This window comes from Rothia sp. HMSC062H08 (assembly GCF_001810775.1).
In the GTDB taxonomy this organism is placed as follows: Bacteria; Actinomycetota; Actinomycetes; order Actinomycetales; family Micrococcaceae; genus Rothia.
Genome location: NZ_KV802677.1, coordinates 149,042 through 172,999 on the forward strand (window position 1 = coordinate 149,042; position 23,958 = coordinate 172,999).

Annotated in this window: 14 protein-coding genes and 1 tRNA gene; 3 read left to right on the forward strand and 12 right to left on the reverse strand. The window is 62.2% G+C overall.

The features are described from left to right. Positions 1 to 26: 26 nt before the first annotated feature. A complete protein-coding gene (gene cysK / locus HMPREF2765_RS08895) occupies positions 27 to 962 on the forward strand; it encodes a cysteine synthase A (RefSeq protein ID WP_005505601.1) in 936 nt (311 codons plus the stop codon). A 298-nt stretch (positions 963 to 1,260) separates the two neighbouring features. After that, positions 1,261 to 1,845: a serine O-acetyltransferase EpsC gene (gene epsC / locus HMPREF2765_RS08900; protein ID WP_005505599.1), complete on the forward strand. Its 585-nt coding sequence runs from the start codon at positions 1,261 to 1,263 to the stop codon at positions 1,843 to 1,845. A 234-nt stretch (positions 1,846 to 2,079) separates the two neighbouring features. Here epsC and gndA read toward each other — a convergent pair whose 3' ends face one another. Together gndA and HMPREF2765_RS08910 are read right to left on the reverse strand one after the other, a co-directional pair. Then, entirely contained in the window at positions 2,080 to 3,552 is a 1,473-nt protein-coding gene (gene gndA / locus HMPREF2765_RS08905; RefSeq protein ID WP_049356642.1) for an NADP-dependent phosphogluconate dehydrogenase, read from the reverse strand. 196 nt (positions 3,553 to 3,748) lie between these two features. Next, positions 3,749 to 3,821 (reverse strand) — tRNA-Val (locus tag HMPREF2765_RS08910). A gap of 479 nt (positions 3,822 to 4,300) precedes the next feature. On the opposite strand from HMPREF2765_RS08910, the gene aceE reads away from it, so the two are divergent. Next, on the forward strand, positions 4,301 to 7,033 hold the full coding sequence (gene aceE, locus HMPREF2765_RS08915; protein WP_070605447.1) for a pyruvate dehydrogenase (acetyl-transferring), homodimeric type: 2,733 nt from the start codon (positions 4,301 to 4,303) through the stop codon (positions 7,031 to 7,033). 200 nt (positions 7,034 to 7,233) lie between these two features. Here aceE and HMPREF2765_RS08920 read toward each other — a convergent pair whose 3' ends face one another. The 10 genes from HMPREF2765_RS08920 to HMPREF2765_RS08965 all read right to left on the reverse strand — a co-directional run bounded on the left by HMPREF2765_RS08920 (position 7,234) and on the right by HMPREF2765_RS08965 (position 23,631). Continuing rightward, on the reverse strand, positions 7,234 to 11,556 hold the full coding sequence (locus HMPREF2765_RS08920) for a non-ribosomal peptide synthetase (protein ID WP_210390901.1): 4,323 nt from the start codon (positions 11,554 to 11,556) through the stop codon (positions 7,234 to 7,236). Between the two features lie 242 nt (positions 11,557 to 11,798). Then, the gene (locus HMPREF2765_RS08925; RefSeq protein WP_005507422.1) at positions 11,799 to 12,026 is read right to left on the reverse strand and encodes a phosphopantetheine-binding protein; all 228 of its coding nucleotides are present in this window, start codon (positions 12,024 to 12,026) and stop codon (positions 11,799 to 11,801) included. A gap of 66 nt (positions 12,027 to 12,092) precedes the next feature. Then, positions 12,093 to 13,793, reverse strand: coding sequence for a (2,3-dihydroxybenzoyl)adenylate synthase (locus tag HMPREF2765_RS08930; protein ID WP_070605450.1), 1,701 nt, complete (start codon positions 13,791 to 13,793; stop codon positions 12,093 to 12,095). Between the two features lie 249 nt (positions 13,794 to 14,042). Continuing rightward, a complete protein-coding gene (locus HMPREF2765_RS08935) occupies positions 14,043 to 15,461 on the reverse strand; it encodes an enterochelin esterase domain-containing protein (RefSeq protein WP_070605453.1) in 1,419 nt (472 codons plus the stop codon). Positions 15,462 to 15,984: 523 nt separating this feature from the next. Continuing rightward, a complete protein-coding gene (locus tag HMPREF2765_RS08940; RefSeq protein WP_049347404.1) occupies positions 15,985 to 16,827 on the reverse strand; it encodes an ABC transporter ATP-binding protein in 843 nt (280 codons plus the stop codon). Further along, the gene (locus tag HMPREF2765_RS08945) at positions 16,827 to 17,933 is read right to left on the reverse strand and encodes a FecCD family ABC transporter permease (RefSeq protein WP_070605456.1); all 1,107 of its coding nucleotides are present in this window, start codon (positions 17,931 to 17,933) and stop codon (positions 16,827 to 16,829) included. Before HMPREF2765_RS08945 ends, HMPREF2765_RS08940 begins: the two co-directional genes overlap by 1 nt. Then, complete coding sequence (locus tag HMPREF2765_RS08950; protein ID WP_005505569.1) at positions 17,933 to 19,000, reverse strand: FecCD family ABC transporter permease; 1,068 nt, start codon at positions 18,998 to 19,000, stop codon at positions 17,933 to 17,935. Before HMPREF2765_RS08950 ends, HMPREF2765_RS08945 begins: the two co-directional genes overlap by 1 nt. 145 nt (positions 19,001 to 19,145) lie before the next feature. Further along, on the reverse strand, positions 19,146 to 20,192 hold the full coding sequence (locus HMPREF2765_RS08955; RefSeq protein WP_070605459.1) for a plasmid partitioning protein: 1,047 nt from the start codon (positions 20,190 to 20,192) through the stop codon (positions 19,146 to 19,148). 196 nt (positions 20,193 to 20,388) lie between these two features. Next, complete coding sequence (locus HMPREF2765_RS08960; RefSeq protein WP_070605463.1) at positions 20,389 to 22,431, reverse strand: peptidase; 2,043 nt, start codon at positions 22,429 to 22,431, stop codon at positions 20,389 to 20,391. A gap of 126 nt (positions 22,432 to 22,557) precedes the next feature. Further along, the gene (locus tag HMPREF2765_RS08965) at positions 22,558 to 23,631 is read right to left on the reverse strand and encodes an ABC transporter substrate-binding protein (protein ID WP_012903302.1); all 1,074 of its coding nucleotides are present in this window, start codon (positions 23,629 to 23,631) and stop codon (positions 22,558 to 22,560) included. Positions 23,632 to 23,958: the final 327 nt, after the last annotated feature.

Genomic DNA, 23,958 nt, shown 5'->3' on the forward strand with positions numbered 1-23,958 from the left:
CCCCCAAGCTCATGAAGGAGCACCCCATGGCAAAGATTCTCAACAGCATTGTTGAAGCAACCGGCCAGACCCCCCTGGTTAAGCTGAACCGACTGGACGAAGGTCTTCCCGGTAACGTAGCGGTCAAGCTTGAGTTCTACAACCCCGCTGGTTCGGTTAAGGACCGCATCGGCCGCGCCATCATTGACGCTGCTGAGAAGTCGGGTGCGCTGAAGCCCGGCGGCACCATTGTTGAGGGCACTTCCGGTAACACCGGTATTGCGCTGGCTATGGTGGGTGCTGCTCGCGGTTACCGCGTCATCCTGACCATGCCGGAGACCATGTCCGCTGAGCGTCGCGTGCTGCTGCGCGCTTACGGTGCTCAGATTGTGCTGACCCCCGGTACCGAGGGTATGCGCGGCGCTGTGGAGAAGGCTAAGGAAATCGTTGCGACCACCGAGAACGCTATCCTGGCGTCCCAGTTCTCCAACGAGGCGAACCCCACCATTCACTACAACACCACCGGCCCCGAGATTTGGGAAGCAACCGACGGTAAGGTCGACATTTTTGTGGCGGGTATTGGCACCGGCGGCACCATCTCCGGTACCGGTAAGTACCTGAAGGAGCAGAACCCGAACGTGAAGGTTGTTGCGGTTGAGCCGAAGGACTCCCCGCTGCTCTCCGAGGGTCGCGTTGGCCCCCACAAGATTCAGGGCCTGGGCGCTAACTTCGTTCCCGACACCCTGGACCGCGGCATCTACGATTCGGTAACTCCGGTCAGCGCTGAGGACGCTATGCGCACCTCCCGCCTGCTGGCTACCCAGGAAGGTATTCTGGGCGGTATTTCTTCCGGTGCGGCTGTGTGGGCTGCCCTGGAGGAGGCTAAGAAGTCTGAGAACAAGGACAAGCTGATCGTGGCTATCGTTCCCGACTTCGGTGAGCGTTACATCTCTACCGCTCTCTACGAGGATATCCGCGGCTAATAGACCCCAGTCTTCGGCACCCCTCCCCGTGAGGCCGCCATCTAGAACAGTACGCAGTGTTCGACGCTCCGTCCCGGTTGCATGCCGGGGCGGAGCGTTTGCGTTTTCCCGCGATACTCCCCCGCTGAGACCCGCCCGAGCCCGAATATTACGTTCCGCACGCAATTGTGACCGAGATGTTAAAGAGAGCACTCACTATGACGACGACAGAGTTCGGGAATAGGTGAATGAGCACCGTTGTTGGTACCTTTGGAAAGGTCGCATACACAGAGCACGACCGATGAGGGAAAGGGAACCCATGAGTTTTATTGCGCGTCTGCGTGAAGATATTGAGAACGTCCGCCAGCACGACCCTGCTGCGCGCGGCGCTGTCGAGATTGCGCTGAACTATTCGGGTATGCACGCGATTTGGGTTCACCGTCTGACCCATAAGCTCTGGCAGAAGGATGAGACGAAGGCTCTGGCTCGTACTCTCTCGCAGTTTGCTCGTTTTCTGACCGGTGTGGAGATTCACCCCGGTGCGACCATTGGCCGCCGTTTCTTCATTGATCACGGCATGGGCATTGTCATTGGTGAGACCGCTGAGGTTGGTGACGACGTGATGCTGTACCACGGCGTGACCTTGGGCGGTCGCTCCCTGGAGAAGGTGAAGCGTCACCCCACCATTGGTGACCGTGTGACCATTGGTGCAGGTGCTAAGGTGCTGGGCCCGGTGGAGATTGGTGCCGATAGCGCTATTGGTGCGAACGCCGTGGTCGTCAACGATCACCCCGCCGATTCGATTATTACCGGCATTCCGGCGAAGCACCGCCCGCGTACCCCGGAGAAGAAGAAGCCGCTGGTGGACGCTGTGGAGTACATTGACCCCGCCATGTGGATTTAGCGCTTGGCAAGCGTTTTGACCCCGTAGAGGCGCACCTGGCGGCTCCTCATGAGGCTCCAAGCTCCTCACCGGGCTCCGCAGGTCTTCTCCCCTGCTATACGCCCCTCAAGATACCCCTGAGGCATCTCGGGGGCGCCCCGTCAAGACATAACGAACAAGACATAACGAAAGCCCGCCTTCGACCGGATTCTCATCCAGCCGAAGGCGGGCTTTTACGTATTCAGCTACGGGAGCTTAGTGAACGTGAATGTCCGCTGCGTTCACCTCGGAGCGGTCACCGCTCCACATGGTGTGGAAGGCGCCCTCTTCGTCAATACGACCGTAGGTGTGTGCACCGAAGAAGTCACGCTGACCCTGAATCAGGGATGCGGGCAGGCGGTCGCGGCGCAGACCGTCGTAGTAGGACAGTGCGGAAGCGAACACCGGCACGGGGATGCCCAGTGCGGTTGCCTTAGCCACCACGCGACGCCAGGAAGGAACGAGCTCCTCCATGAGGTTCTTGAAGGCGGGTGCCAGCAGCATGTTCGCGGGAGCCTCATCAGCGTAAGCAGCCATGATGTCGCCCAGCAGCTCGGCGCGGATGATGCAGCCTGCACGCCACAGCGATGCGATGGTGTCCAGCTTCAGGTCCCAGCCGTATTCCTTGCCTGCGCGGGTGAGCAGGTCCATGCCCTGTGCGTACGCAACGAGCTTGGAGGCGAAGAGTGCGCGGCGCACGTCCTCAACGAACTCGGGGTCGCCTGCACCGATACCGGTGGTTGCGATTAGGCCTGCGGGCAGTTCGCGCTGTGCCTGCTCGCGCTGTTCACGCTCGGAGGAGGAGAGGGCGCGTGCGAACACGGACTCTGCGATAGCGGAGACGGGGGAACCGAGGTCCAGGCCAGCCTTAGCGGTCCACAGACCGGTACCCTTCTGGCCCGCTGCGTCAACGATAACGTCGACCAGGGGCTTGCCGGTCTTTGCGTCTACCTGTGCGAGCACCTCTGCGGTGATTTCGATCAGGTAGGAGCTCAGGTCGCCTTCGTTCCAGGTCTTGAAGATTTCTGCCTGCTGTGCCGGCTCAATGCCTGCAATGGAGCGCAGAATGTCGTAAGCTTCGCCGATCACCTGCATGTCGGCGTACTCGATGCCGTTGTGGACCATCTTCACGAAGTGACCCGCACCGTCGGTGGAGATCCATGCGCAGCAGGGTGCGCCGTCCTGCGGTGCCTTCGCTGCAATCTTTTCAAGCAGCGGGCCCAGGTGCTTGTAGGACTCTGCGGAGCCGCCGGGCATCATGGAGGGGCCCCAGAGAGCGCCCTCTTCACCGCCGGAGACGCCAACGCCTACGAAGTGCAGGCCCTTTTCAGCCAGGGCGTGCTCGCGACGGATGGTGTCGGGGAAGTGGGAGTTACCGCCGTCGATGATGATGTCGCCCTCATCGAGCATGGGGATGAGCTGCTCGATCACTGCGTCGACGGGTGCGCCCGCCTTGACCATAATCAGGATGCGGCGGGGAGACTCGAGGGAGTCAACGAGTTCCTGCAGGGACTCGGTGCGGATGAAGTCGCCGTCTGCGCCGTGCTCAGCCAGCAGTGCGTCGGTCTTCTCTACGGAACGGTTGTGCAGTGCCACGGTGTAGCCGTTACGTGCCAGGTTGCGGGCGAGGTTTGCGCCCATGACAGCAAGGCCGGTGACACCAATCTGTGCCTTCTTGTTTTCAGTCATGTATATAAGGATACGCGCTGAGGACAGGCTATATACAGGTAGAGTGTACTTTTATACCCTGATGGACTGTTCTTCTCACTCTTGGAGAAATGCACCGGGACACGCATCGGGATACTCGCGGGGGAATACGGCCCGGGTGGGTAAACCGCTGAGGGTAAACAAAAACCCCGGTACCGTGCGGTACCGGGGTAATCGGTGGGTCCTACCGGGATCGAACCGATGACATCCACGGTGTAAACGTGGCGCTCTACCAGCTGAGCTAAAGACCCGTAGTTCTCACTGTTTCGTTTCCATTCCAGTGACGAACACAAGAAACAACTATACGGGCTTTTGAGGTGCCACGCAAATCCAGAACACGTGTTCTATGTCTCAATATTTTTTTCATTTTCCCACCGCACCCAACATCAAGCCACACCAAGCCACAGCTACCCTCCCCCTCAGAAACAAGCCACACCCTCTCATTCCGCGCCATTCCGCCAACCCCGCCATTCCGCGCCATTTAGGTGCAAAAAGACCCTAACTAGTACTTTTGATGCGCATTTTTTCCACTCAGATAGTCACAATGCGAAACCCACATCACAAAAACCCCCATTTGAGACCAAGAGAGGCACCTTTAGGTCTAAGATAGTAGAGATAAGAAGCGAAGTGGGTCTTACAGACCTATGGCGCTTAAACACAAAGATTGTTCGACAACGCAACATCGCGGGCGGGCGATCTCACAACCGCACAGAAGAGAGGTTGGATTAGTTTGGCTAACGTACCGAACGAGCACTCCCTGAGCACCCTTCTTGATGGCCTGAAGGACATCGACGTAGAAGAGACCCAGGAATGGGCTGAGTCCCTCGAGGACCTTATCAAGACTCACGGCACCGAGCGTGCAGAGTACATCCTTCGCGCACTGCTCAAGGAGGCTGGCGAGAAGGGCGTTAAGGTCCCGACTCTGGTCAAGACCGACTACATCAACACCATCCCCGTCGACCAGCAGCCCGAGTACCCCGGTGATGAGGAACTCGAGCGCCAGTACCGCGCATGGATTCGTTGGAACGCAGCAATTATGGTTCAGCGTGCCCAGAAGAAGGGCATCGGCGTTGGCGGTCACATCTCCACCTTCGCAGGTGTGGCTGACCTCTACGAAATGGGCCAGAACCACTTCTTCCGCGGCCGTAACCACCCCGGTGGCGGTGACCAGGTCTTCTTCCAGGGTCACTCCTCCCCCGGTGTCTACTCCCGCGCATTCGTTGAAGGCGTCCTGACCGAAGAGCAGATGGACGGCTTCCGCCAGGAGAAGACCAAGGGCGCAAACGGTATTCCTTCGTACCCGCACCCCCGTTGCATGCCCGAGTTCTGGCAGTTCCCGACCGTTTCCATGGGTCTGGGTCCCCTGAACGCTATCCACCAGGCATCCTTCAACAAGTACCTGCACAACCACAAGATCAAGGACACCTCCGAGCAGCACGTCTGGGCATTCCTGGGCGACGGCGAGATGGACGAGCCCGAGTCGCGTGGTGCACTGCAGCTGGCTGCAAACGAGCACCTGGACAACCTGACCTTCGTCGTCAACTGCAACCTGCAGCGTCTGGACGGCCCCGTTCGTGGTAACGGCAAGATCGTTCAGGAGCTCGAGGCATTCTTCCGCGGCGCAGGCTGGCACGTCATCAAGGTCCTGTGGGGCTCCGACTACGACGAGCTGCTCAAGAAGGACAAGAGCGGCAAGCTCATCCAGCTGATGAACGAGACCCTCGACGGTGACTACCAGACCTTCCGTGGCGAAGACGGTGGCTACATCCGCGAGCACTTCTTCGGCAAGTACCCCGAGACCAAGGAACTCGTTGCAGACCTGACCGACGAGCAGATCTTCAACCTGCGCCTGGGTGGCCACGACGACAAGAAGCTCTACGCAGCCTACAAGGAAGCTATGGAGACCAAGGGCAAGCCCACCGTCATCCTGGCACAGTCCATTAAGGGTGCAGAGCTCGGCCCCTACTTCGAGGCACGTAACTCCACCCACCAGATCAAGAAGTTCACCATGGAAGCACTGAAGGGTTTCCGTGACCACCTGAACATCCCCATCTCCGACGAGGAGCTGGAGAAGGATCTGTACAACCCGCCGTATTACCTGCCCGAGGCAAACCACCCGGCACTGCAGTACATGCAGGCACGCCGCAAGGAACTCGGCGGTTACATCCCCGGCCGTGCAAACACCCAGCCTGAGATTATCCTGCCCGAGTCCAAGGTCTACGCACAGACCAAGAAGGGCTCCGGCAAGCAGACCGCTGCTACCACCATGGCGTTCGTCCGCCTGATGAAGGACCTCATGCGTGTGAAGGGCTTCGGTCACCGTATCGCTCCCATCACCCCCGATGAGGCACGTACCTTCGGTATGGACTCCTTCTTCCCCTCGGCTAAGCTGTACAACCCCAACGGCCAGAACTACGTGCCCGTTGACCACCAGCTCATGCTCACCTACACCGAGTCCCCCGAGGGCCAGATCGTTCACGTGGGTATTAACGAGGCAGGCGCAACCGCTGCGTTCATCGCACTGGGCTCCTCCTACGACACCCACGGCGAGCCGATGATCCCGATTTACATCTTCTACTCGATGTTCGGCTTCCAGCGCACTGGCGACGGCTTCTGGGCTGCTGCCGACCAGCTGTGCCGCGGCTTCGTCATCGGTGCAACCGCAGGTCGTACCACCCTGTCCGGTGAGGGTCTGCAGCACAACGATGGCCACTCCCCGATTCTGGCGTCCACCAACCCGGCGTTCAAGATCTACGACCCGGCTTACGGCTACGAGATCGCTCACATCGTGGAGCGCGGTATCGAGCAGATGTACGGTACCAAGGACGAAGACCACAACGTCATGTACTACCTGACCGTGTACAACGAGCCGATTCACCAGCCTGCTGAGCCGGCAAACGTTGACGTTGAGGGCATCATCAAGGGTATCCACAAGATCAGCGAGTCCCCGCTGACCTCCGGCCCCAAGGCACAGCTGCTGGCATCCGGCGTTGCTGTTCCGTGGGCTGAGAAGGCTCAGCAGCTGCTGGCTGAGGACTGGGGCGTCTCCGCAGACGTCTGGTCTGTCACCTCGTGGACCGAGCTGCGCCGCGACGGCATTGCCGCTGAGGAAGAGGCTCTGCTGAACCCGAACCAGCCCGCTCGCGTTCCTTACGTGACCCAGAAGCTGGCTGGCGCTGCTGGCCCGATCGTCGCGACCACCGACTTCGCTTCGGATGTTCCCGACCAGATCCGCCAGTTCGTTCCGAACGACTTCGCAACCCTGGGTGCTGACGGCTTCGGCTTCGCAGACACCCGCCCGGGCGCACGTCGCTTCTTCCACATCGATGCAGAGTCGGTTGTTGTCCGTACCCTGCAGATGCTGGCAAAGCGCGGCGAGGTTGCAGCAGACGTTCCCGCGAAGGCATTCGCTAAGTACGACCTGCTCAACGTGAACGCTAACTCCGAGCTGGAGCAGCACTAAGCATTTAGCTGTAGAACCCCGGTTCTGCGTTAGAAGCTAAACGAATGCCCCCGGTTGATGATTCATCAACCGGGGGCATTCGTGTTTTAACTGTGAAGGGGTGCAGGATACCCGAGCTGATTCCTGTCGATATGCTCGTTGACTATGCGTTTCTCATGTAATAAATCAGACGTGACCGGAGTTTTGGTTGCCTGGTGCGTCTAGCCGGCGAAGTGGCCGGTCACCTCCGCCAAACGCGCCGGATTCACCAAATCAGGGTGCGTACCCTCCAGCAGCACCGAACGGAACGACGACGCATGCGCCGCCCAACCCGCCGCATCCAGGTACGGCTGATCCTCATGCGGCACACCCACCAGCAACACGTCACCATCAAAGAACGCCTGCTCAGCACCACGCATCAACGCCGCCGAAGCACGCATACTACCCAAGCACACGCCCAACTTCTCCTCCGGTAGGTAACCCATCGCCGAGCCTGCCCTCTGCAGGCGTTCCAGGGTACCCGGCAGGTCAAGCTGCTCACCAGCCGCAGGCTCCGGCAAACCGCCCATACGCAGCAGCGCACGGAAGCTCTCCTGCTCATCCGGCGCAGGCACGCCCTGCCACTGCTCCGAAGGATACGCATCCAACAGGATGACACGCTCAACCTGCGCACCCGCAGCCTGCGCCAACGCCGCAACCTGCACCGCGGCAGTACCGCCCACAGACCAGCCCATCAGGGCAAAACGACGCGGCAGCGAACGCTCCGCCAGGGTCTTCTCAATCTGTGCCAGGTAGCCCTCAGCCAACTCCTGCAGGCTCGACGCAAACCCAGCCTGCGGGTCAGAGAACGCCTCAGCCTGCACAGCATACACACCCTGCTGAGCCGGAAGATGCGAAAGGTACCCCGCATAGCACCAGCCCAAACCACCCGCAGGCGGCAGGATAAACAGCGGCGCGGGGGCATCGGTAGCGTCATGCGCGGTAGGTTGTTCTCGCAGCGGCAGAACCGGCGCGAACTCCGCACCCTCGCCACGCTCGCCCGCAATAGACGCCGCCAAAGCCTGCACGGTCGGATGCGCAAAAAGCGCACCGATGCTCACGCTCAGACCCAGCTGCTCTTCAACCGCGGCAATCACCTCAAGAGCCGCCAGCGAATGACCGCCCGAAGCGAAGAAATCCTCATCCACGCCGAAACGCTCACGACCCAGCACGCCCGCAATAATCGAGCACAGCTGCTGCTCCAGCAGGCCGTGCGGGCCCTCAGCATCAGAAGTCTGAGGGGTCAGGTCGAGGGACGCCAACAGCTTGCGATCCGCCTTACCGGAGGGGCTCACCGGCAGAGCAGGCAGGGTGTGCCACAGGGTCGGAACCATGTAGTCCGGCAGAACCTGCGCACAATGCTCGCGCGCCGCCTCCACCAGCTGCTCGGCGCGCTCAGCGGGCACGTCGCCGACCTCCAGCACCGCCGCCAAGGCAGGCTCACGCAGACCGCGGTACAGCAGAGCCACCGAAGCGCTCACGCCCTCAACCGCGGCAAGAGCCATCTCAATATCGCCCAGCTCCAGGCGCTGACCGCGCACCTTAATCTGGTAGTCCGTGCGGCCGCGGTAGCCAATGACGGCGCGGCCATCGGGAAGAATCTCCCAGCACGCCAAATCGCCCGTACGGTACAGGCGCTGACTCTCACCGTTCAGCAGTGCGAGCGCACCGGCAGGAGCCTGCTCCACGAAAGCCGCCGCGGTCGCCTGCGGGTTGTTCTTGTAGCCGCGCGCCAGCTGCACGCCCGACAGGTGCAGTTCACCCGTCACACCCACCGGCACGGGGTGGCCGGTCGGGTCAAGAATCAGGGTGCCGGTGTTCCAGACCGGCTCGCCAATGGGCACGCTCTCGCGGTGCGGATCGGTGGAAGTCTCCCAGAAGGTCACGTCCACCGCCGCCTCGGTCGGGCCGTACAGGTTCAGCGGGTACACGCCCAGAACCTCGCCCGCAGCCTGCACCTGGTCCTTCTGCAGAGCCTCACCCGAGCAGACCACGTAGCGCAGGGGCTGCTCTCGTTCCCTGCCGAAGCCAGCCTCCGCCAGGATGCGGCGCGCCGCCGGCGAAGAGGTCAGCGCCGACAGCATGGTCGGAACAAAGTGCACCGCCGTGACGGACTGCTCGGCAATTACGCGCGCCAGGTAGGCGGGGTCGCGGTGCCCATCCGGGGCGGCAATGACCACGGCGGCACCCTCGGCGAGCGGCCAGTACAGCTCCCACACGTGCACGTCAAAGGAGATGGGGGTCTTGTGCAGAACGCGGTCGCCCTCCCCCACCGGAATCTGGTGCTGCTGCCAGCGCAGGCGGTTATCAATCGCGCGGTGGCTGATGGCAACGCCCTTAGGCCTGCCCGTGGAGCCGGAGGTGAAGAGCACGTAAGCGTCCTCGTCCAGACCGGTTTTCGCGCCCGGAAGCTCCTCTGCGGCGGGTGCTGAGGAGTGTTCCCCGTTGGGTTCCTCGGCGCTCAGTAGGGGCAGAGTATGCTGCGGCAGGTTCGCGTGACGCTGCGGTTCCTGCGGGTTCAGCTCTTCCGCGTTCAGCGGGTGCAGGCCGGGGCCGTGCAGAAGCAGGGAGCACTCGGCGTCCTCCATCATCACGCCCACACGCTCAGCGGGCAGATCCGGAAGCACCGGCACATAGGTGGCGCCAGCGTACAGCAGGGCGTACAGCGCCACGTACTGCTCGGCGCCGCGGTGCACACGCAGACCCACCGCGTCGGAAGGGCGAACGCCCCAGTCCAGCAGCTGCGCGGCAAGGGCTCGAGCTCGCTCGTCCAGTTCGGCGTAGGTGAGGGCGCGGTCAAAAGCGTAGGCGCGCTCCGACTCGGGGGTGAGTACCTCACCGGGTGCGGGGGCAGAATCCAGCACGGCGAGCGCCTGCGGATGCGCCGCCACCGCGTCACGGAAGCGACCCAGCAGGGTCTTGTACTCCATCGGGTGCTCGGTAAGCGCCGGGGCGGTCAGCTCGCGCAGGGTCGCAAGCTCCGCCTCGGTCGCCAAGCCGAGGTTGTTCAGGGAGGCGCCCTCGCGCTGCGCCTCCGCCGCGTAGACGGGCAGCCACTCGCTCAGGCGGGCGGCGTGACGTTCCAGCTCCTCAGCGGTGTAGAGCGCCGGGTTCATGTCAATCTCGCAGGAGATGCTGTTGCCGCGGCCGGGCATGCCGCGCAGGGTGAAGGTCGCGTCAGCAACGGGACCGGCAGAGATATTGTGAATGCGCGCAGTCGGTACCGCGGATCCGGACTCGTCCTTGGAGGGTGCCGCCAGCGGCAGCACCGCGTCAAAGGGCACCACGTTAATCTGCGCACCAAACAGCCTGGACTGGGCGTTACGTGCGGTACGCTCGAGGTCTTCCTGACGAGCCAGCGGATGCTCCGCGTTGCGGGCGTACTGTTCCTTCACCGAGTGCAGGGACTCCGCGATGGGGCCGGTCGCCGCAACCTGCACCGGCAGAACGTTCACCGCGGTACAGCCGGTCTGAGCGCTCGCCGTACCCAGGGCGCGGGTCGCCTCCGGCAGAGTGCGGGCGAACATGCGGTTCATCTGCGGCACGCCGAACGAAGCCTGCGGGTAGCCGCCCACACGCGCCAGGTACGAGCCGACGGCGGCGGTCGCCAACACGGGCCAGGAGACGGCGTGTTGCTTTGCCGCATCCAGCAGAGCCTGCTGGGTGGGCACGTCAATGCTGAACGCCAGGCGCACAGACTGAGCCGACGGGGAGGCGGTACGACCCGCCAGGGAGGTATCTTCCTGTTCCAGGGCGCCGCTCGCCTCCCAGAAGGCAACGTCTTCGTCACGGGCGGTGGAGGCGGCATCGTCGGCATCGAGCAGCTGCTGCAGGCTCATGCGGCGGGTTGCCGGAACCGGCTGACCGGCGGACAGGGCGCGGTATATCGCCGCCACGCGGGAGAGGCCGTTGAACGCGGCGAATCCGTCGGCAACCACGTGGGAGAAGGAATGGTACACCCAGAGGAACCCGCCGTAACGCGCCACGGCGCTGCGCACGGTCACGCCCTCATCGGTGGTAAGGGGCTGGGCGAGCAGGCACTGTGCCCAGGCGCGCACCGGCGCGGGCAAATCAGAGTCAGGCAGGGCTGAGTCAGGCAGGTCAGAGGCGTTCTCCTCCCCCGCCTCTGCGGTGCCGTTCAGCTCGTCCTCATCCACGAGCAGGTCAATACCCTCAAGGAACACCTCAAGCGGCAGAATCTGCTGGGATGCGGAACCATCGGCAATGCGGGTGCGCACGCGGAAGCCCTCGTTCTCGCGGTAGAGCTGTTCAAAAGCCTCGCGCAGCAGAGCGAGGTCGGTGTCTGCGGGGCATTGCAGAACCTCCGCGGTGTTGTAGCAGGGGTTCGTGGGGTCAATCGCGGCGGCAAAGTAGATACCGCGTGCGTTAGTGGTTAGCGGCAGCCAGGGGCTGTCAGCGCTGTGCTGTGCGGAGGGGTTCGCGGCGGTGCGAAGGTCGGAAGCAGTCCCGAAGCTAGCGGGTGCGGTAGTATCAGCTACGCCCATGGTGGCCTCTCTCAAGGTCTGGATCAGGGATCTGGATTAGGGATGAGGTGTGTGTGAAGGGTCGGGCTACTCCCCCGCCGTTTCGCGCTGGCAGAAGTGCACTAACAGAAGTGCGCTGACAAGTGCAAACGCAGCTACACAACACGGCGTAAAACCGGCGCACAGAAAAACGAGGCGAGTAGCAAACACCCCGGGCGCCCGTCTGCATTCGCGGCAGGCGGGCACTCGGGGTGCGGTAACGCTTAGCCCAGGCGGGAGGCGATGAACTCCACGGTCGGGTTCTCCACCAGCTCGGTAAACTCAATCACGGCGCCCTCAGCGGCAAGGTCGTCGAGCAGGGCGAATGCGCCCATAGAGTCCATGCCTAGGGAGAACAGGTCGGTGGTCGGCTCGTCAAAAGCGGTCTGCAGGGAGTCGGGCTCGACGATGTACTTCTCCATGATGGGGCGCAGGGTCTCAAATGCGGACATTTTTCTCCTCAATAGGGGTAGGAATAAGGGCGTACGGTTTAGCCGAAAATGGTCAGCTCAAAGGGTTTAGCCGAAAATTTCGGCAAGCTTGGCGCGCAGCTCGCGGCGGGAAATCTTACCCACGTTCGTGGTGGGCAGCTCCTGCAGAACCTGCACGCGCTCGGGGATCTTGAAGTCGGCGAGCTTCTTCGAGGTGAAGAACTCGTGCATCGTGCGGCGCGGGTTTTCGCCCAGGTCGGCGCCTTCCTTTGGCACAATGACCAGGCCCACGCGCTCGCCCACGGTTTCGTCCGGGATACCCAGAACCACGGCGTCAAAAACGTCGGGGTGGGTCAGCGCCAGCTCTTCGATTTCGTCCACGGCAATCTTCTCGCCGTTGCGGTTAATCTGGTCCTTCGCGCGGCCGGTCACCTCAAGGTACTTGCCTGCGACCAGTCGCACAATGTCGCCGGTGCGGTAGAAGCCGTCCTCGGTGAATCCGTAACGGTTTGCGTTCTCCTCCAGGTAGTAGCCGCGAATCGTGTACGGGCCGCGGGTGAGCAGGTGGCCGCTCTCGCCGCGCTTGACCGGCTGATCCTGATCATCAACAATCAGGATTTCGTCGTCGGGGCTGATCGGGTAGCCCTGAGTCCTCAGACGCATCTCAATCGGGTCGGTCGAGCGGGTGTAGTTCACCAGACCCTCAGCCATGCCGAACACCTGCTGAACGGTGCAACCGAGCACCGACTCAATCTTGCCCGCAACCGCCGGGGCCAGCTTCGAACCGCCCACCTGCAGGGTCTGCAGGGACGGCAGGGACACGCCGCGCTTCTCCGCGGAGGCGACCCACGCCTGAGCCAGCGGCGGCACCAGCGCGGAAGTGGTCACACCCTCCATCTCAATGAGGTGGAACGCGGTCTGCGGGGACGGATCCGCCGCAAACACGAGCTTGCCGGAGGCGCACATGACGCCCAGAATACCGGGCGAGCTCATCGTGAAGTTGTGCGCGGCGGGCAGCACCACGAGCATGGTCGTGTTGTTGTTCAGCTTGCAGATATCGACCGAGCCGCGCACCGAGTACAGGTAGGCGGCGTGGGTGCGAGGAATCAGCTTCGAAATGCCGGTCGTACCGCCGGAGAGCTGCAGGAACGCCACCTGCTCGCTCGCACGCAGGTTCTCGGTGTTCTGAATGACGCCGGGCACGAACTCTTCAGCGAGCTCTTCTTCGGTCAGCGGGGTCAGCGGCTCCGCAACATCAATAGCAACCGGCGGCTCCTGGGAGTTCTTGCGCAGCTCGGCGGCAACGTCCTCGTGCAGGGCGGCGAAATCTGCGCCCGGGGTCAGCGAAGAGAACACGTGCGCCGCAGCGTCGGTGCGGGTCGCAAAGTGCACGAGCTCGGTGGTGCGGTGCTGCGGCAGGCAGAACACCGGCAGCGCCGCCGCCCAGAAAATACCCAGCAGGTACACCAGGTACTCGGCGGTGTTGCCCAGCTGCAGCAGCACGCGGTCACCGGGCTGCACACCAGCCTTCACGAGGCGCGCCGCAGCAGCACGGCCTGCCGCCTCCAGCTCACCGTAGGAGAGGCGAATCTGCTGAGGCTTGCCGTCCTCATCGAGCTGCGCGTGCGAGAGCGCCACCAGCGCCGGGAAGTGCGGCTTTGCGCGGCAGGTATCCAGCAGGAACTCGGGGATGGTCTGGTCAATCCAGTAGCCGGCTTCGCGGTACTTCGCGGCAAAAGACTCGGGGATGAGCGGCGTGGGGGCCAGGGGGCTACGTTCTACGGTCATCTTCTCTCGATTTCTGTGTCGTTTGCGGTTTCTATAGCGCTCACGTGCTGCGTGCGTTCGCAGCGTGATGCCATCTCGTCAATGAGGGCGGGTGCGCAACCTGCGCCGGGTACCCTTCGGCACCCCTCGCGGCGCGGTAGCGTTGCACTTCTCTTAGGCTGCACTTCTCTAGGATACGGGCGCGGCGGTGTTTACCCTAACGGGAACCCCGCACGCCCACCATGCGGGGCGGACTCTACCCGTGGGGCGCTAGGCGGCATCTCGTAGATCCTCAGCGGATCCCGGCTCAGCGCCAGTCTCCTGACGGCAAGAAGCGATCATACGTTCCAACGCCGGCACAATCGCACCGCGCCAGCACGCATAATCGTGACCGCCGTTGAAGGTCGTGCAACGCACATTCTTCAGGCCCAGCTTTTCCAGGCGCTCCTTCAGCTCGCGGTGAGGAGGCACCAGAACCCACTCCTGCTCCCCCACCTCAATCTCAAGGTGCAGGTGACGCAGGCGGTCAATCTCACCCGCCGCTTCCAGCTCGTCCAGGCGGTCCATGACCTGCGGCTGCCACAGCGACGAAGACTGCGCAATCGCGCCGCCAAACGCCTCCGGGCGGCTCAGCACCGCCAGCAGGGAGGACAGCCCGCCCAGCGACTGACCGTTAATCACAATGTTCTGCGGCGCGGTCTTAATGCAGTGCACTGCCTCCAGGTGCGGGAACGCGATCTCTACCAGGTAGTCGGCAATCGGGTTGTCGCCGTTCAGCTCCTTCCAGCGGTTCTCGCGACCGCCAGAGTGCAGGAAGAACACGTGCATCGCCGGAATACGGCCCGCCTCGTGGGCGCGGTTGAGGGTGTGCTCCATACCCTGGCTGAACCACATCTCACCGTCGAACTGGATGAACAGCGGCGCGTCCGGGGCGGGGTCACCCACACGGCCGAGCACATACTGGTGACCGTCAGAGGTCTGCATCCACTCGGGGGCGGGCAGCGCATCAATCTCTTCCTGAGTCAGGATGAACTCCTGCACCGGCGCATGCTCAAGCTGCACCACACCCATACAACGACCAATACGGTTGCACACGGTCTCGGGGTTCAGCGGGTCACCCTCGCCGGAATCCAGGGCGGCGCGCAGGCGCACCTGGTCGTCATCACCCAGCCAAGCGGGGCGCTCGCCGGGCAGCGCCGGCAAGAAGTTGTAGGAGGCACGCCAGGTGGTTTCCATCTGCATGCTCAGCTGCCACCAGCCAGTGCCCTCGATGCGGGCCATGAGGGAACGGTCGAGGTTCTTCTCATCGGTCAGGCGGTTGATGAACATGAGCACCTGCTCCGCCTGCTCGTTGTGGTACAGGAAGGTGACGATTCGCTCGTTCTCACTGATGCTGCCGTCTTCGCGGTGCACCGGCTCGATAATGGGGGTGCCTTCGGAGACGACCTCAAGGATGCGGGCGTTCAGCTCTTCGGGGCTGACTGCCTCGGCAATGAGGGCGCTGATAAGGGGGCTGTCCACGCGCGGTGCCGGTACGGGGCGCGGGATCTTGGGAGGGGCCGGGCGCACGGTCGGCGCAACGGTACGCGGCTGCGCCGAAGTAGCCTGTTCAGAAGTGTTCTGGGCAGAAGTATTCTGTGCAGAAATACTCTGCGCGGGAACGGTCGCGGTGGGTTCGTGCTCGCCCAACGGTTCCTCCTTGGTCTGTGGAAACACTCAATCGGTGAGAATCGGTGAGGAGGCGCATTATCGTTAGTTAGCCTCTACTACCTCACTCTATGGTATCCCTTACCCAAACTCCAGCCAAAGGGAAAAGCGAAAGAACCACAACATGACATTCATGACAGTGAGCACACGCTAATAAAGCCCAAGCACAAAGCCGCCACAACCCCGCCCAGCCCCATCTAAGACCAGCCCGGCCCCAGCCCAGAAGTTAAAAGAGATGAGGCACCGAGACCGTGCATCAAACCTTCAAACAGTGAAGGTCTCATGCGGCAGTCTCGGTGCCTCATCTACGGGTTCCCAAAATGGAACCTACCCAGTGCTCGGAGCCGTTCATGCGTCAAAGACGGGCGAGCACCGGGTAGGCGCCCTACGCGCAGGGGATCCTGGGTCCCTCAGATCCTAACGTTCGCTACTCAGCGCAATGCCGAGCTTTTCCACCCGTACTGAGACGGTTGGTGCTAACTCCCACGCGGCTTAGGGGCGAAAACTATTCGCTTTCGCGGGCCGCCGAAATAGCGTCAGCGGCAATATGAATTGTTTGGTTCTCCTTCGGAATAACCAAAGGGGTGCCAGTGCATGGATCAGGAATAATGACCGATTGCAGGTCAAAAACTTCCTGGATAAGTTCCGGTGTAATTATCGCACGCGGATCGCCCTGAGCGATAATCCGGCCCTGCTTCATTAACACAACATGAGTAGCATACCTGAAAGCGAGGTTCAGGTCATGCAAAACCACGGCTACCGTTCGCCCTTCGGAATGCAATTTCTTCGTCAGGTTCAGCACCTCAATCTGGTGCGTGATATCCAGGTAAGTGGTCGGCTCATCCAGCAGAATCAGCGGGGTCTGCTGCGCCAGGGTCATGGCAATCCACACGCGCTGACGCTGACCGCCCGAAAGCGCCTCAATGGGACGCTCAGCAAGCTCCAGCACATTCGCCGCCTGCATCGCCTCCACGCAGGCGCGCTCGTCCTCATCAGACCAGGAACGCAGCAGCGACTGGTGCGGGTAGCGGCCGCGCGCCACCACATCCGCCACGGTCACGCCGCTAGGCGCCTCCGGGGTCTGCGGCAGCATCGCCAAGATCTTCGCGATGGCGCGGGACTTCATCTGCGGCAGCGGGGTGCCGTCCAGGCGAACCTCACCCTGCTTAAGCGGGTTCACGCGGGCAAGAGCCTTCAAGGTGGTCGACTTACCGCAGGCGTTCGGGCCCAGGATAACGGTCAGCTCCCCCTCCGGCACCTGAAAATCTACCCCGTTGAGCACCGTATGCTCACCGTAGGCAACCACCATGTTCTCGCCTTCAAGGCGGGTCGTCACACTAGCGTTCACTAGCTCTTCTTCCTTTCGAGGTAAATCAGGTAAATCAGGTACAGGCCGCCAATCGCGCCGGTCACCACACCCACCTGAATGATGCGTCCGGGAACAGCGAATCGGCCAATCAGGTCAGAGCCGAGCACCATAAGCGCACCCATAAGTGCCGCGGAGGTGAAACCCACCCCGCCACTACGAGACAGGGTCTTCGCGATGTGCGGTGCCGCCAGGGCGACAAAGGCAATCGGGCCGGTCGTCGCGGTCGCCAGCGAAACCAGAAGCACACCGATAAACAGAGCCGCCACACGGTACGCGTTCACGCTCACACCCAAACCGGATGCCACCTGGTCACCAAAACGAATCGCGCCCAGCGGGCGGACCAGCATCAGCAGCAGCGGAGTCACCACGAGCAGCAGACCCATCAGCGCGTAGGTGCGCTCCCACGTGATGTCATTGAGCGAACCGGCAAGCCAGGACGCCGCGGTCTGCGCCTGAGTCAGCGAAGCACGCACCACCAGCAGCGCATTGAACGCCGCCAGGGTCGACCCCACACCAATACCGACCAGCACCAGGCGGAAGCCATGCAGGCCCGTGCGGCGCGTCAACAGCCACACCAGCACCGAAGTCGCCAAGCCACCAATCACAGCACCCAGAGCAACCTCAACGGGGCCGGAATTGAAGACAATAATCTGTAACAGCGCACCGGTCGCGGCACCATTCGTGAAGCCGATAATATCCGGCGAACCCAGGGCATTACCCGAAATCACCTGGAAAATCGCACCCGAGAGACCAAGCGCCGCACCCACCAGAAGCGCCGCCACAATACGCGCCGCACGCTGCTGAGCGAAAGTCACCGTAATCTGCTTGCCCTCACCCAGCAGCGCCGGGATCAGCTTCTCCGGGGCGATCTTATAATCACCCTGCAACATGCCCCAAAACGCCAGCGCCGCAATCAGCACCACCAACGCCACATTCAAAATCAGCACACGCCACGGCACCTGAGCACTCAGCGGACCGCGCACAGTCAACACCGGGCGGCCACCCAAATCGCGGCCGCTACGACGCGCAGAACGATTAGCTGCAGTGGTGACGGTCGCCGTCGAAACAGCGGAAGAATTCGACATTAGAGAGCCTCCACCTTACGACGAGTCATCAAGAACAAGAACACCGGGGCACCGGCAAGAGTCGCCACAATACCCACCTGAGTCTCCTGCGGAGCCACCAGCACACGCGCCAACACGTCAGCACACAGCAGCCACACCGGACCCAACAACGCCGAACCATAATTCACCCAGCGCACATCATTACCGAGCAAAGCACGCACCACAAACGGCACCGCCAAACCCACAAAACCAATCGGACCCACCGCAGCAGTCGCCGCACCGGCAAGCACCGTCACCGCCAGCAACGTCAGATTCTGGGTCGTACGCACACTCACGCCGAGGCTGGTCGCCGCCTCCTCGCCCATACTCAGAGCATTAATCGCAGGAGCCACAAAGAACGCCACCAGCATACCCAGCACAATCACCGGACCCACCGTCGAAGCGATATCCATACCGCGGCCCTCCAGCGAACCGGCAACCCACACACGGAACTCGTTATACGCATCCTGATCAGCCAAAATCAGGCCCTGCGCAATCGCCGACAGCGCCGCAGAAATCGCCACACCCGCCAGAGCGAGCTTCACAATCGACCCGTCACGGCCACGACCCAGCGTGTACACCAGCACCGCAGCCAACGCGCCACCAATCGTCGCAGCAACCATGTACTGCCAAATACCCATCACGCCAAAAACCACCACGGAGCCAATCACAGCCACCGCAGCACCAGCGTTCACACCCATCAGGCCAGGCTCAGCCAGCGGGTTACGAGTCAACGACTGCATCAGAGAACCAGCAACCGCCAACGCGGCACCCGCCGCAAGACCCACCAGGGTACGCGGAATGCGCTGCTCCATCACAATCGTCTGCGCCTGCTCAGAAGCAGTGCCATTGAAAACAGCCAGAACCTGATCCGGCGGAAGATTATTCGACCCGAACAGCAAAGAAGCAGCCACAGCCCCCACCAAAAGCACCGCAAACAAGAACAGAAAAGCCAGGCGCTTACCCAACTTCTGCCCCTGAATCACAGAACCCTGACGGGACGTACTCTCCTGCTGAACATCTCGGGACAATGAGCTCGTGCGGGCCACTATGCTCCTTATGTTCGATACAAGAAAACAGGGAGGCGCACCCGGCGCACCCACACCACGCGAGGGGCACCCGGCACACCGGTAGATAATGAGAGAAACGCCGGAGCGGGCGGGTTACTCCCCCACCCGCATCCGACGTTAAGTCTTAGCGCTTACGGGTCAGCAGCAGCGCAGCGGCACCCACAATGCTTACGCCCAGAACCACCACGCCAATCCACGGGAACGCAGCACCGTAAGTCACGGTCTGAACGGTGGATGCGGTGTTAGCCGCGCCCGAAGCCGAAGCGCTCGGGTTCGACGCAGTACCACGCGCAGCAGCCGAAGAAGATGCGCTCGCCGAAGCGGTCGCCTTCTTCTGGGCATTTGCAGAAGCCGAAGCAGCAGGCGCAGCGGAAGAGCCAGAGGTACCGGAGGTACCGGAAGAGTCAGCTTCCGCGTTCAGGCGGTCGTACTCCTCCTTAGTGATGGTGTTGCCGTCAGCGTCGGTGTACACGGTCTCAGCCTCAGCCGCGCCACCTGCAGAACCATTAGAGGAGCCGTTCGAGCCACCATTGGATGAGGACTCGTTGGAATCGTTAGAGCCCTGAGCCTCGTCTGCAGAGTCCGAGTTGTTAGAGTTCGAGCCGCCATTCGAGGAACCACCGTTGCTCTTCGAGCTGGAAGAGCCGCGGTTCGAGGAAGAACCCGAAGAGTTCGAGGAGGAATTATCCGAACCGCCCTCACCCACCACGGTGAACTCGGGGCTGCGGTTGCTGTACGCCTCGGTGCCCAGGTACTTGCCGTCCTTGTCACGCTTCTCACCGGTTGCAAGGAAACGCAGGGTGTGGGTGCCAGCGCCAACATCCGGCAGAACGAAGGAACCGGAGACATTACCGTTACCATCGGTCTTCTGCTGGTGCACCACGCAAGCGCCCTGTGCCGCGTCGGAGGGGCACAGGTTACCGTCGTCCACCTTCACGGACACCACAGTGTTCGCGGGGAAACCGCTCACGCTAAAGGAAATCACGCCGTGTTCGCTCACAGAAGAGGAAACGGTCGAAGAGGTGCCGGGGGTCGATGCCTTTGCACCGCCCGGAGGCAGAGCGGATGCGGTGCCAACACCCAAGCCAAGCGCCAGGGTCGCGGCGGCGCAGGCGGTCAGCGCCTTAGAGGTCAGGGATGCCTTCGGGGCTCCCGAAAAAGGTGCACGCATGGTGGTCCTTTCAAAATTACCGGGGTCGAAGCTGAACGCTACCGGGTTCGTGTAGGTGAAGTTCAGTAGGTCGGTGCAGTTCAGCGGGTCGTGACCCGAATGGTTGGAGGCACCCGATCCACGCCCCTGTTCAAGGGTGCAGGGTCAAAAGTGTGGAGCGTGGACCGGTGCCGATGTGAATATGTGGTCAGAGAGCTTACTTCTTGGAGGTGCGCAGCAGCAGAGCCGCGGCCAAAACCACCAGGCCAGCCGCCGAGAGCAGCAGGTTATTGGCGTTGTTGACCAGCCACTTGGTCAGACCGGTCAGCTCAGTACCCTCAATGGTCGGGCCCTGTGCCTTGGTGCCAGCGGCGGAGTTCTGAGAGTTCTGCGAGCCCTGTGCGTTCTGCGAGTTCTTCGAACCGGCGGCGGCCTTCACAGCCTTCTTTGCGTTAGCTTCGGTCTTCTGCAGGTTAGATGCCAGGGTCTTCTGCGCGCTCTGAACCTTCGCCTTAGCCTGCACGCGGTTCACGACCGGAGCGGTGCTCTGCGAGAGCGCGGCGAGGGATGCATCCACGTCGGTGGCGCGGGTGCTGATGCGGCCGCCCGCGTTACGCATGGGCACAGGTGCCGTGGAGGTTGCGGTTGCGGGGTTTTCGTTCAACTCTTCGACCAGCTGGTCGGTGGCGTCCTGCTCATCGCGGGAAACGTCCTGACGAGGGGTAACAGCACGTTCCACGGTCATGTCAGCAAAACCGAGCACCGCATTTTCAGCGCCCTGGTTGCCGTTGTGCACAACCACGCGGTAGGTTGCGGCGGGCATGCTCACGCTGGTTTCGTAGCTGAAGCTGCGGTTGCCATCCAGACGCTTCCAGCCGGAGCCGTAGAGGGTCTGCGGGGAGTTACCGAGGTAGGTTGCGGCGTACACCCAGGTGCCCGGTTCAGCGTTCGGCACGGTCACGGTCACGGTGGAGCCGTCACGGCTCACCTGCACGCCATTACCAGCGGTCAGTTCGGAGGCGTTGACCGGCTCGGGTGCGTCACCGGGGGCGTACTCACCGATGGTGAAGGTGGTGTTGATGCCGCCCTGGCTGTTGGCGCCGCCGTAGGTTCCGGATCGGTCGCCCTCACGCAGGCTACCGGTCAGCAGGCGCAGGGTGTGCTCACCGGAGGCGTACTTTGCCGCGTCTTCGTCATTCTTGAAAGCTGCGTTGTCGCGGGTGGGCAGGTCAATCCAGGCGTCGATGTGGCCGTTTTCGTCGGGGGTGACGATAGCCCAGATGGTGCGGTTGTCGTTGACCGCGGTGGCGTCGTTACGGGATACCTTGCCGTCGTCAATCTTCAGACCGATAACGGATGCCTTCTTGTCTTCGGGGTTGCACCAGCCGTCACCGGTCAGGTGCAGCTTGCCACCCTGAACCGCCTTGGGGTTCTCGATGGTCAGGCGCGGGGTGAAGGAGTCATCGGCGGGGGCGCAGGTTTTCGAGTCTTCGCTGGGTGCGGGGGTCGGCTCTGCGGTAGGTGCCGGGGTGGGTTCTGCGGTAGGTGCCGGGGTGGGTTCTGCAGTTGCGCTAGGGTCAGCGGTAGCAGAGGGGTCCGCGGTAGGCTCGGCAGTCACAGAAGGCTCTGCAGTTGCAAAAGGCTCTGCAGTTGCACTGGGCTCAGCGGTGGGCTCTGCGGTCGGTGCCGGGCTCGGAGCCGGGTCGCTCAGCGTAATATTCTGCGACACAGATGCACGACGGTCGTAGGTGTTACCGTCCGCATCCGTACCACCCAGGGAACCGGAAAGCACCTGAATACGGTGGCTGGTACCCTCCACGGTCCAGCCCTTGTTCTTCAGCTGCTCAGCGGTCAGACCGGTGTTTTCGGGGGTCGGCAGGGACACCTCAACCTCGAAGGTGCCGTCCTCTTTGGCGGTTGCCATGAAGTTCGCGGGCGAGTTGCCGCCCTTCTTGGTGATCGGGTTAATCGCCTGGTGCGCTTCATCCGGCAGGGCGTCGAGGAACTTCACTGCGAACACTGCGCCGCGACCGGGTGCGGTGCTGGTAAAGCCGGTGCCGCGCAGCACGAGCTTACCTTCGCGCCACTTCTCGGTGGAGATGGTCACGGCAGCCTTAGCTTCCTGCTGGGTGGCGGCGGGAGTATCCGCGAATGCGAGAGTGGAGCCGGTCAGCGCTGCACCGGGGGTGATGAGCGCGCCGGCGAGAGCCACGACGGCACCATAGCGGGCTGCGGTGCGCACGGGTCGAGTTTCGGTCATGGTGGTCCTTGAGGATGGTGTGGTGGGTCGTGCATCCCCTTCCCGCCGCGGTTTTTAGGTCGCGGCGGGAAGGGTGGCGGAAGCTTCAGCGGGTGATTGCTTCACAGGGTATTTAGAGCGGGGCGTTTAGAGCGGAAGCGCCTTCTTGACGTCTTCGATAATGCCCTCGAGCAGTAGCGGGCCGCCGGTGGAGGTCCACTTGGAGCCGTCCACGAGAATCACGTGGTCGTCCTTGACTGCCTTCAGGTTGGTGAAGCCGGAGGTTTCCTTCGCCTTATTCAGTGCTTCTTCGGCGCCCTGCAGACCTGCGGTACCCTGTGCGTTCGGGTTCTTCTGGCTTGCGCCGCCGAGGGTACCGAGGAACATGTAGTCCGCGTCGATGGTTGCCAGGTTCTCCAGAGAGACCGGTTCGGAGTGGCCCTGGCCGTTGCGGTCCTGCGCCTCGGGGCGCTTGAGGCCCAGGTCGTTGAGTACCTGGCCGGCAGGCAGTTCCTTGAGGATCAGGGCGGGGCCGTTGCCTGCCCAGCGGACGATGGAGAAGGTCTTGTCGCCGTACTTGGGGGCGAGCTGATCCTTCAACGTTGCGGCGTTTGACTCGTATGCCTTGATGACTTCTTCGCCCTTGTCGACCATGTTCATAGCGTTGGCGACGTTGCGGAAGTTGATGCGCCAGTCGCCGCCCGCGTAGCCGCAGTAGACGACGGGAGCGATCTTCTTGAGGGTTTCGAAGGCCTCGGAGCGCTTGTCCACGCCGGTGGAGTCGACCAGAATCAGGTCGGGATCAAGGTTGCCAATCTGCTCGTAGTTGACCTGGGCGACGGTGCCGATAATCTGCACGCCCTTGGCGCGGTCGGCAAGGTAGTTGGGCACGCCGGACTGGCCGCGACCGGAGACAGAACCGACGGGGGTCACGCCGAGGGCGAGCAGGCCGTCGAGGGTGGGCTCAGAGAGGACGATAACCTTCTGCGGGTTGGCGGGAACTTCTACGTTCTCCTCATCAATGTCCTTGATGGTGCGGGTACCGCTGTTGCCGCCGGAGGTGGAACCGCCGGAAGTGGTGGTCGTGGTGGTCTCGCTGCTGCATGCCGCGAGGGCGAGAGCAGCCGAGGAGGCGAGCGCCAGGCCGAAGAATGCGCGGCGGTTAACGCCCGATGCGCCGTGGTTTTCGGCGTCGGTCAGCTCGGTTCGGTTGAAAGACATAGTTCCCCCTAGATTTGACTAAACTATACCTAACCTTACAGATATCTGAGTGTTACATCAAGATGTGTTCTGTTTGCCTTCTCTGACCGCCAGGATACCCGGTTTTGCCGCGGAATTGCGCGGGGTAACATATATCACCCTTTGTCATAGTCTTGCTGACACTATGTCGCTTAAACAGGTATCTCTCCCCTGCTGATACCTCGCTATAAATCTGCGGCGGTTGAGAAAGCATGGCACGCAAAACGCCCCGCCGCGAAGAGCCGCGACGGGGCGCAATCTTCGCAACGGGGCGTTGAAGTTTTATAGATGCGGGGGTGTCATCGATAC

Bases quoted from the DNA above. Each gene is read 5' to 3' on its own strand.
- HMPREF2765_RS08920 (WP_210390901.1), bottom strand. From the start codon at position 11,556: ATGGGCGTAGCTGATACTACCGCACCCGCTAGCTTCGGGACTGCTTCC.
- HMPREF2765_RS08965 (WP_012903302.1), bottom strand. From the start codon at position 23,631: ATGTCTTTCAACCGAACCGAGCTGACCGACGCCGAAAACCACGGCGCA.
- HMPREF2765_RS08925 (WP_005507422.1), bottom strand. From the start codon at position 12,026: ATGTCCGCATTTGAGACCCTGCGCCCCATCATGGAGAAGTACATCGTC.
- HMPREF2765_RS08955 (WP_070605459.1), bottom strand. From the start codon at position 20,192: ATGCGTGCACCTTTTTCGGGAGCCCCGAAGGCATCCCTGACCTCTAAG.
- gndA (WP_049356642.1), bottom strand. From the start codon at position 3,552: ATGACTGAAAACAAGAAGGCACAGATTGGTGTCACCGGCCTTGCTGTC.
- HMPREF2765_RS08945 (WP_070605456.1), bottom strand. From the start codon at position 17,933: ATGTCGAATTCTTCCGCTGTTTCGACGGCGACCGTCACCACTGCAGCT.
- HMPREF2765_RS08930 (WP_070605450.1), bottom strand. From the start codon at position 13,793: ATGACCGTAGAACGTAGCCCCCTGGCCCCCACGCCGCTCATCCCCGAG.
- cysK (WP_005505601.1), top strand. From the start codon at position 27: ATGGCAAAGATTCTCAACAGCATTGTTGAAGCAACCGGCCAGACCCCC.
- epsC (WP_005505599.1), top strand. From the start codon at position 1,261: ATGAGTTTTATTGCGCGTCTGCGTGAAGATATTGAGAACGTCCGCCAG.
- HMPREF2765_RS08960 (WP_070605463.1), bottom strand. From the start codon at position 22,431: ATGACCGAAACTCGACCCGTGCGCACCGCAGCCCGCTATGGTGCCGTC.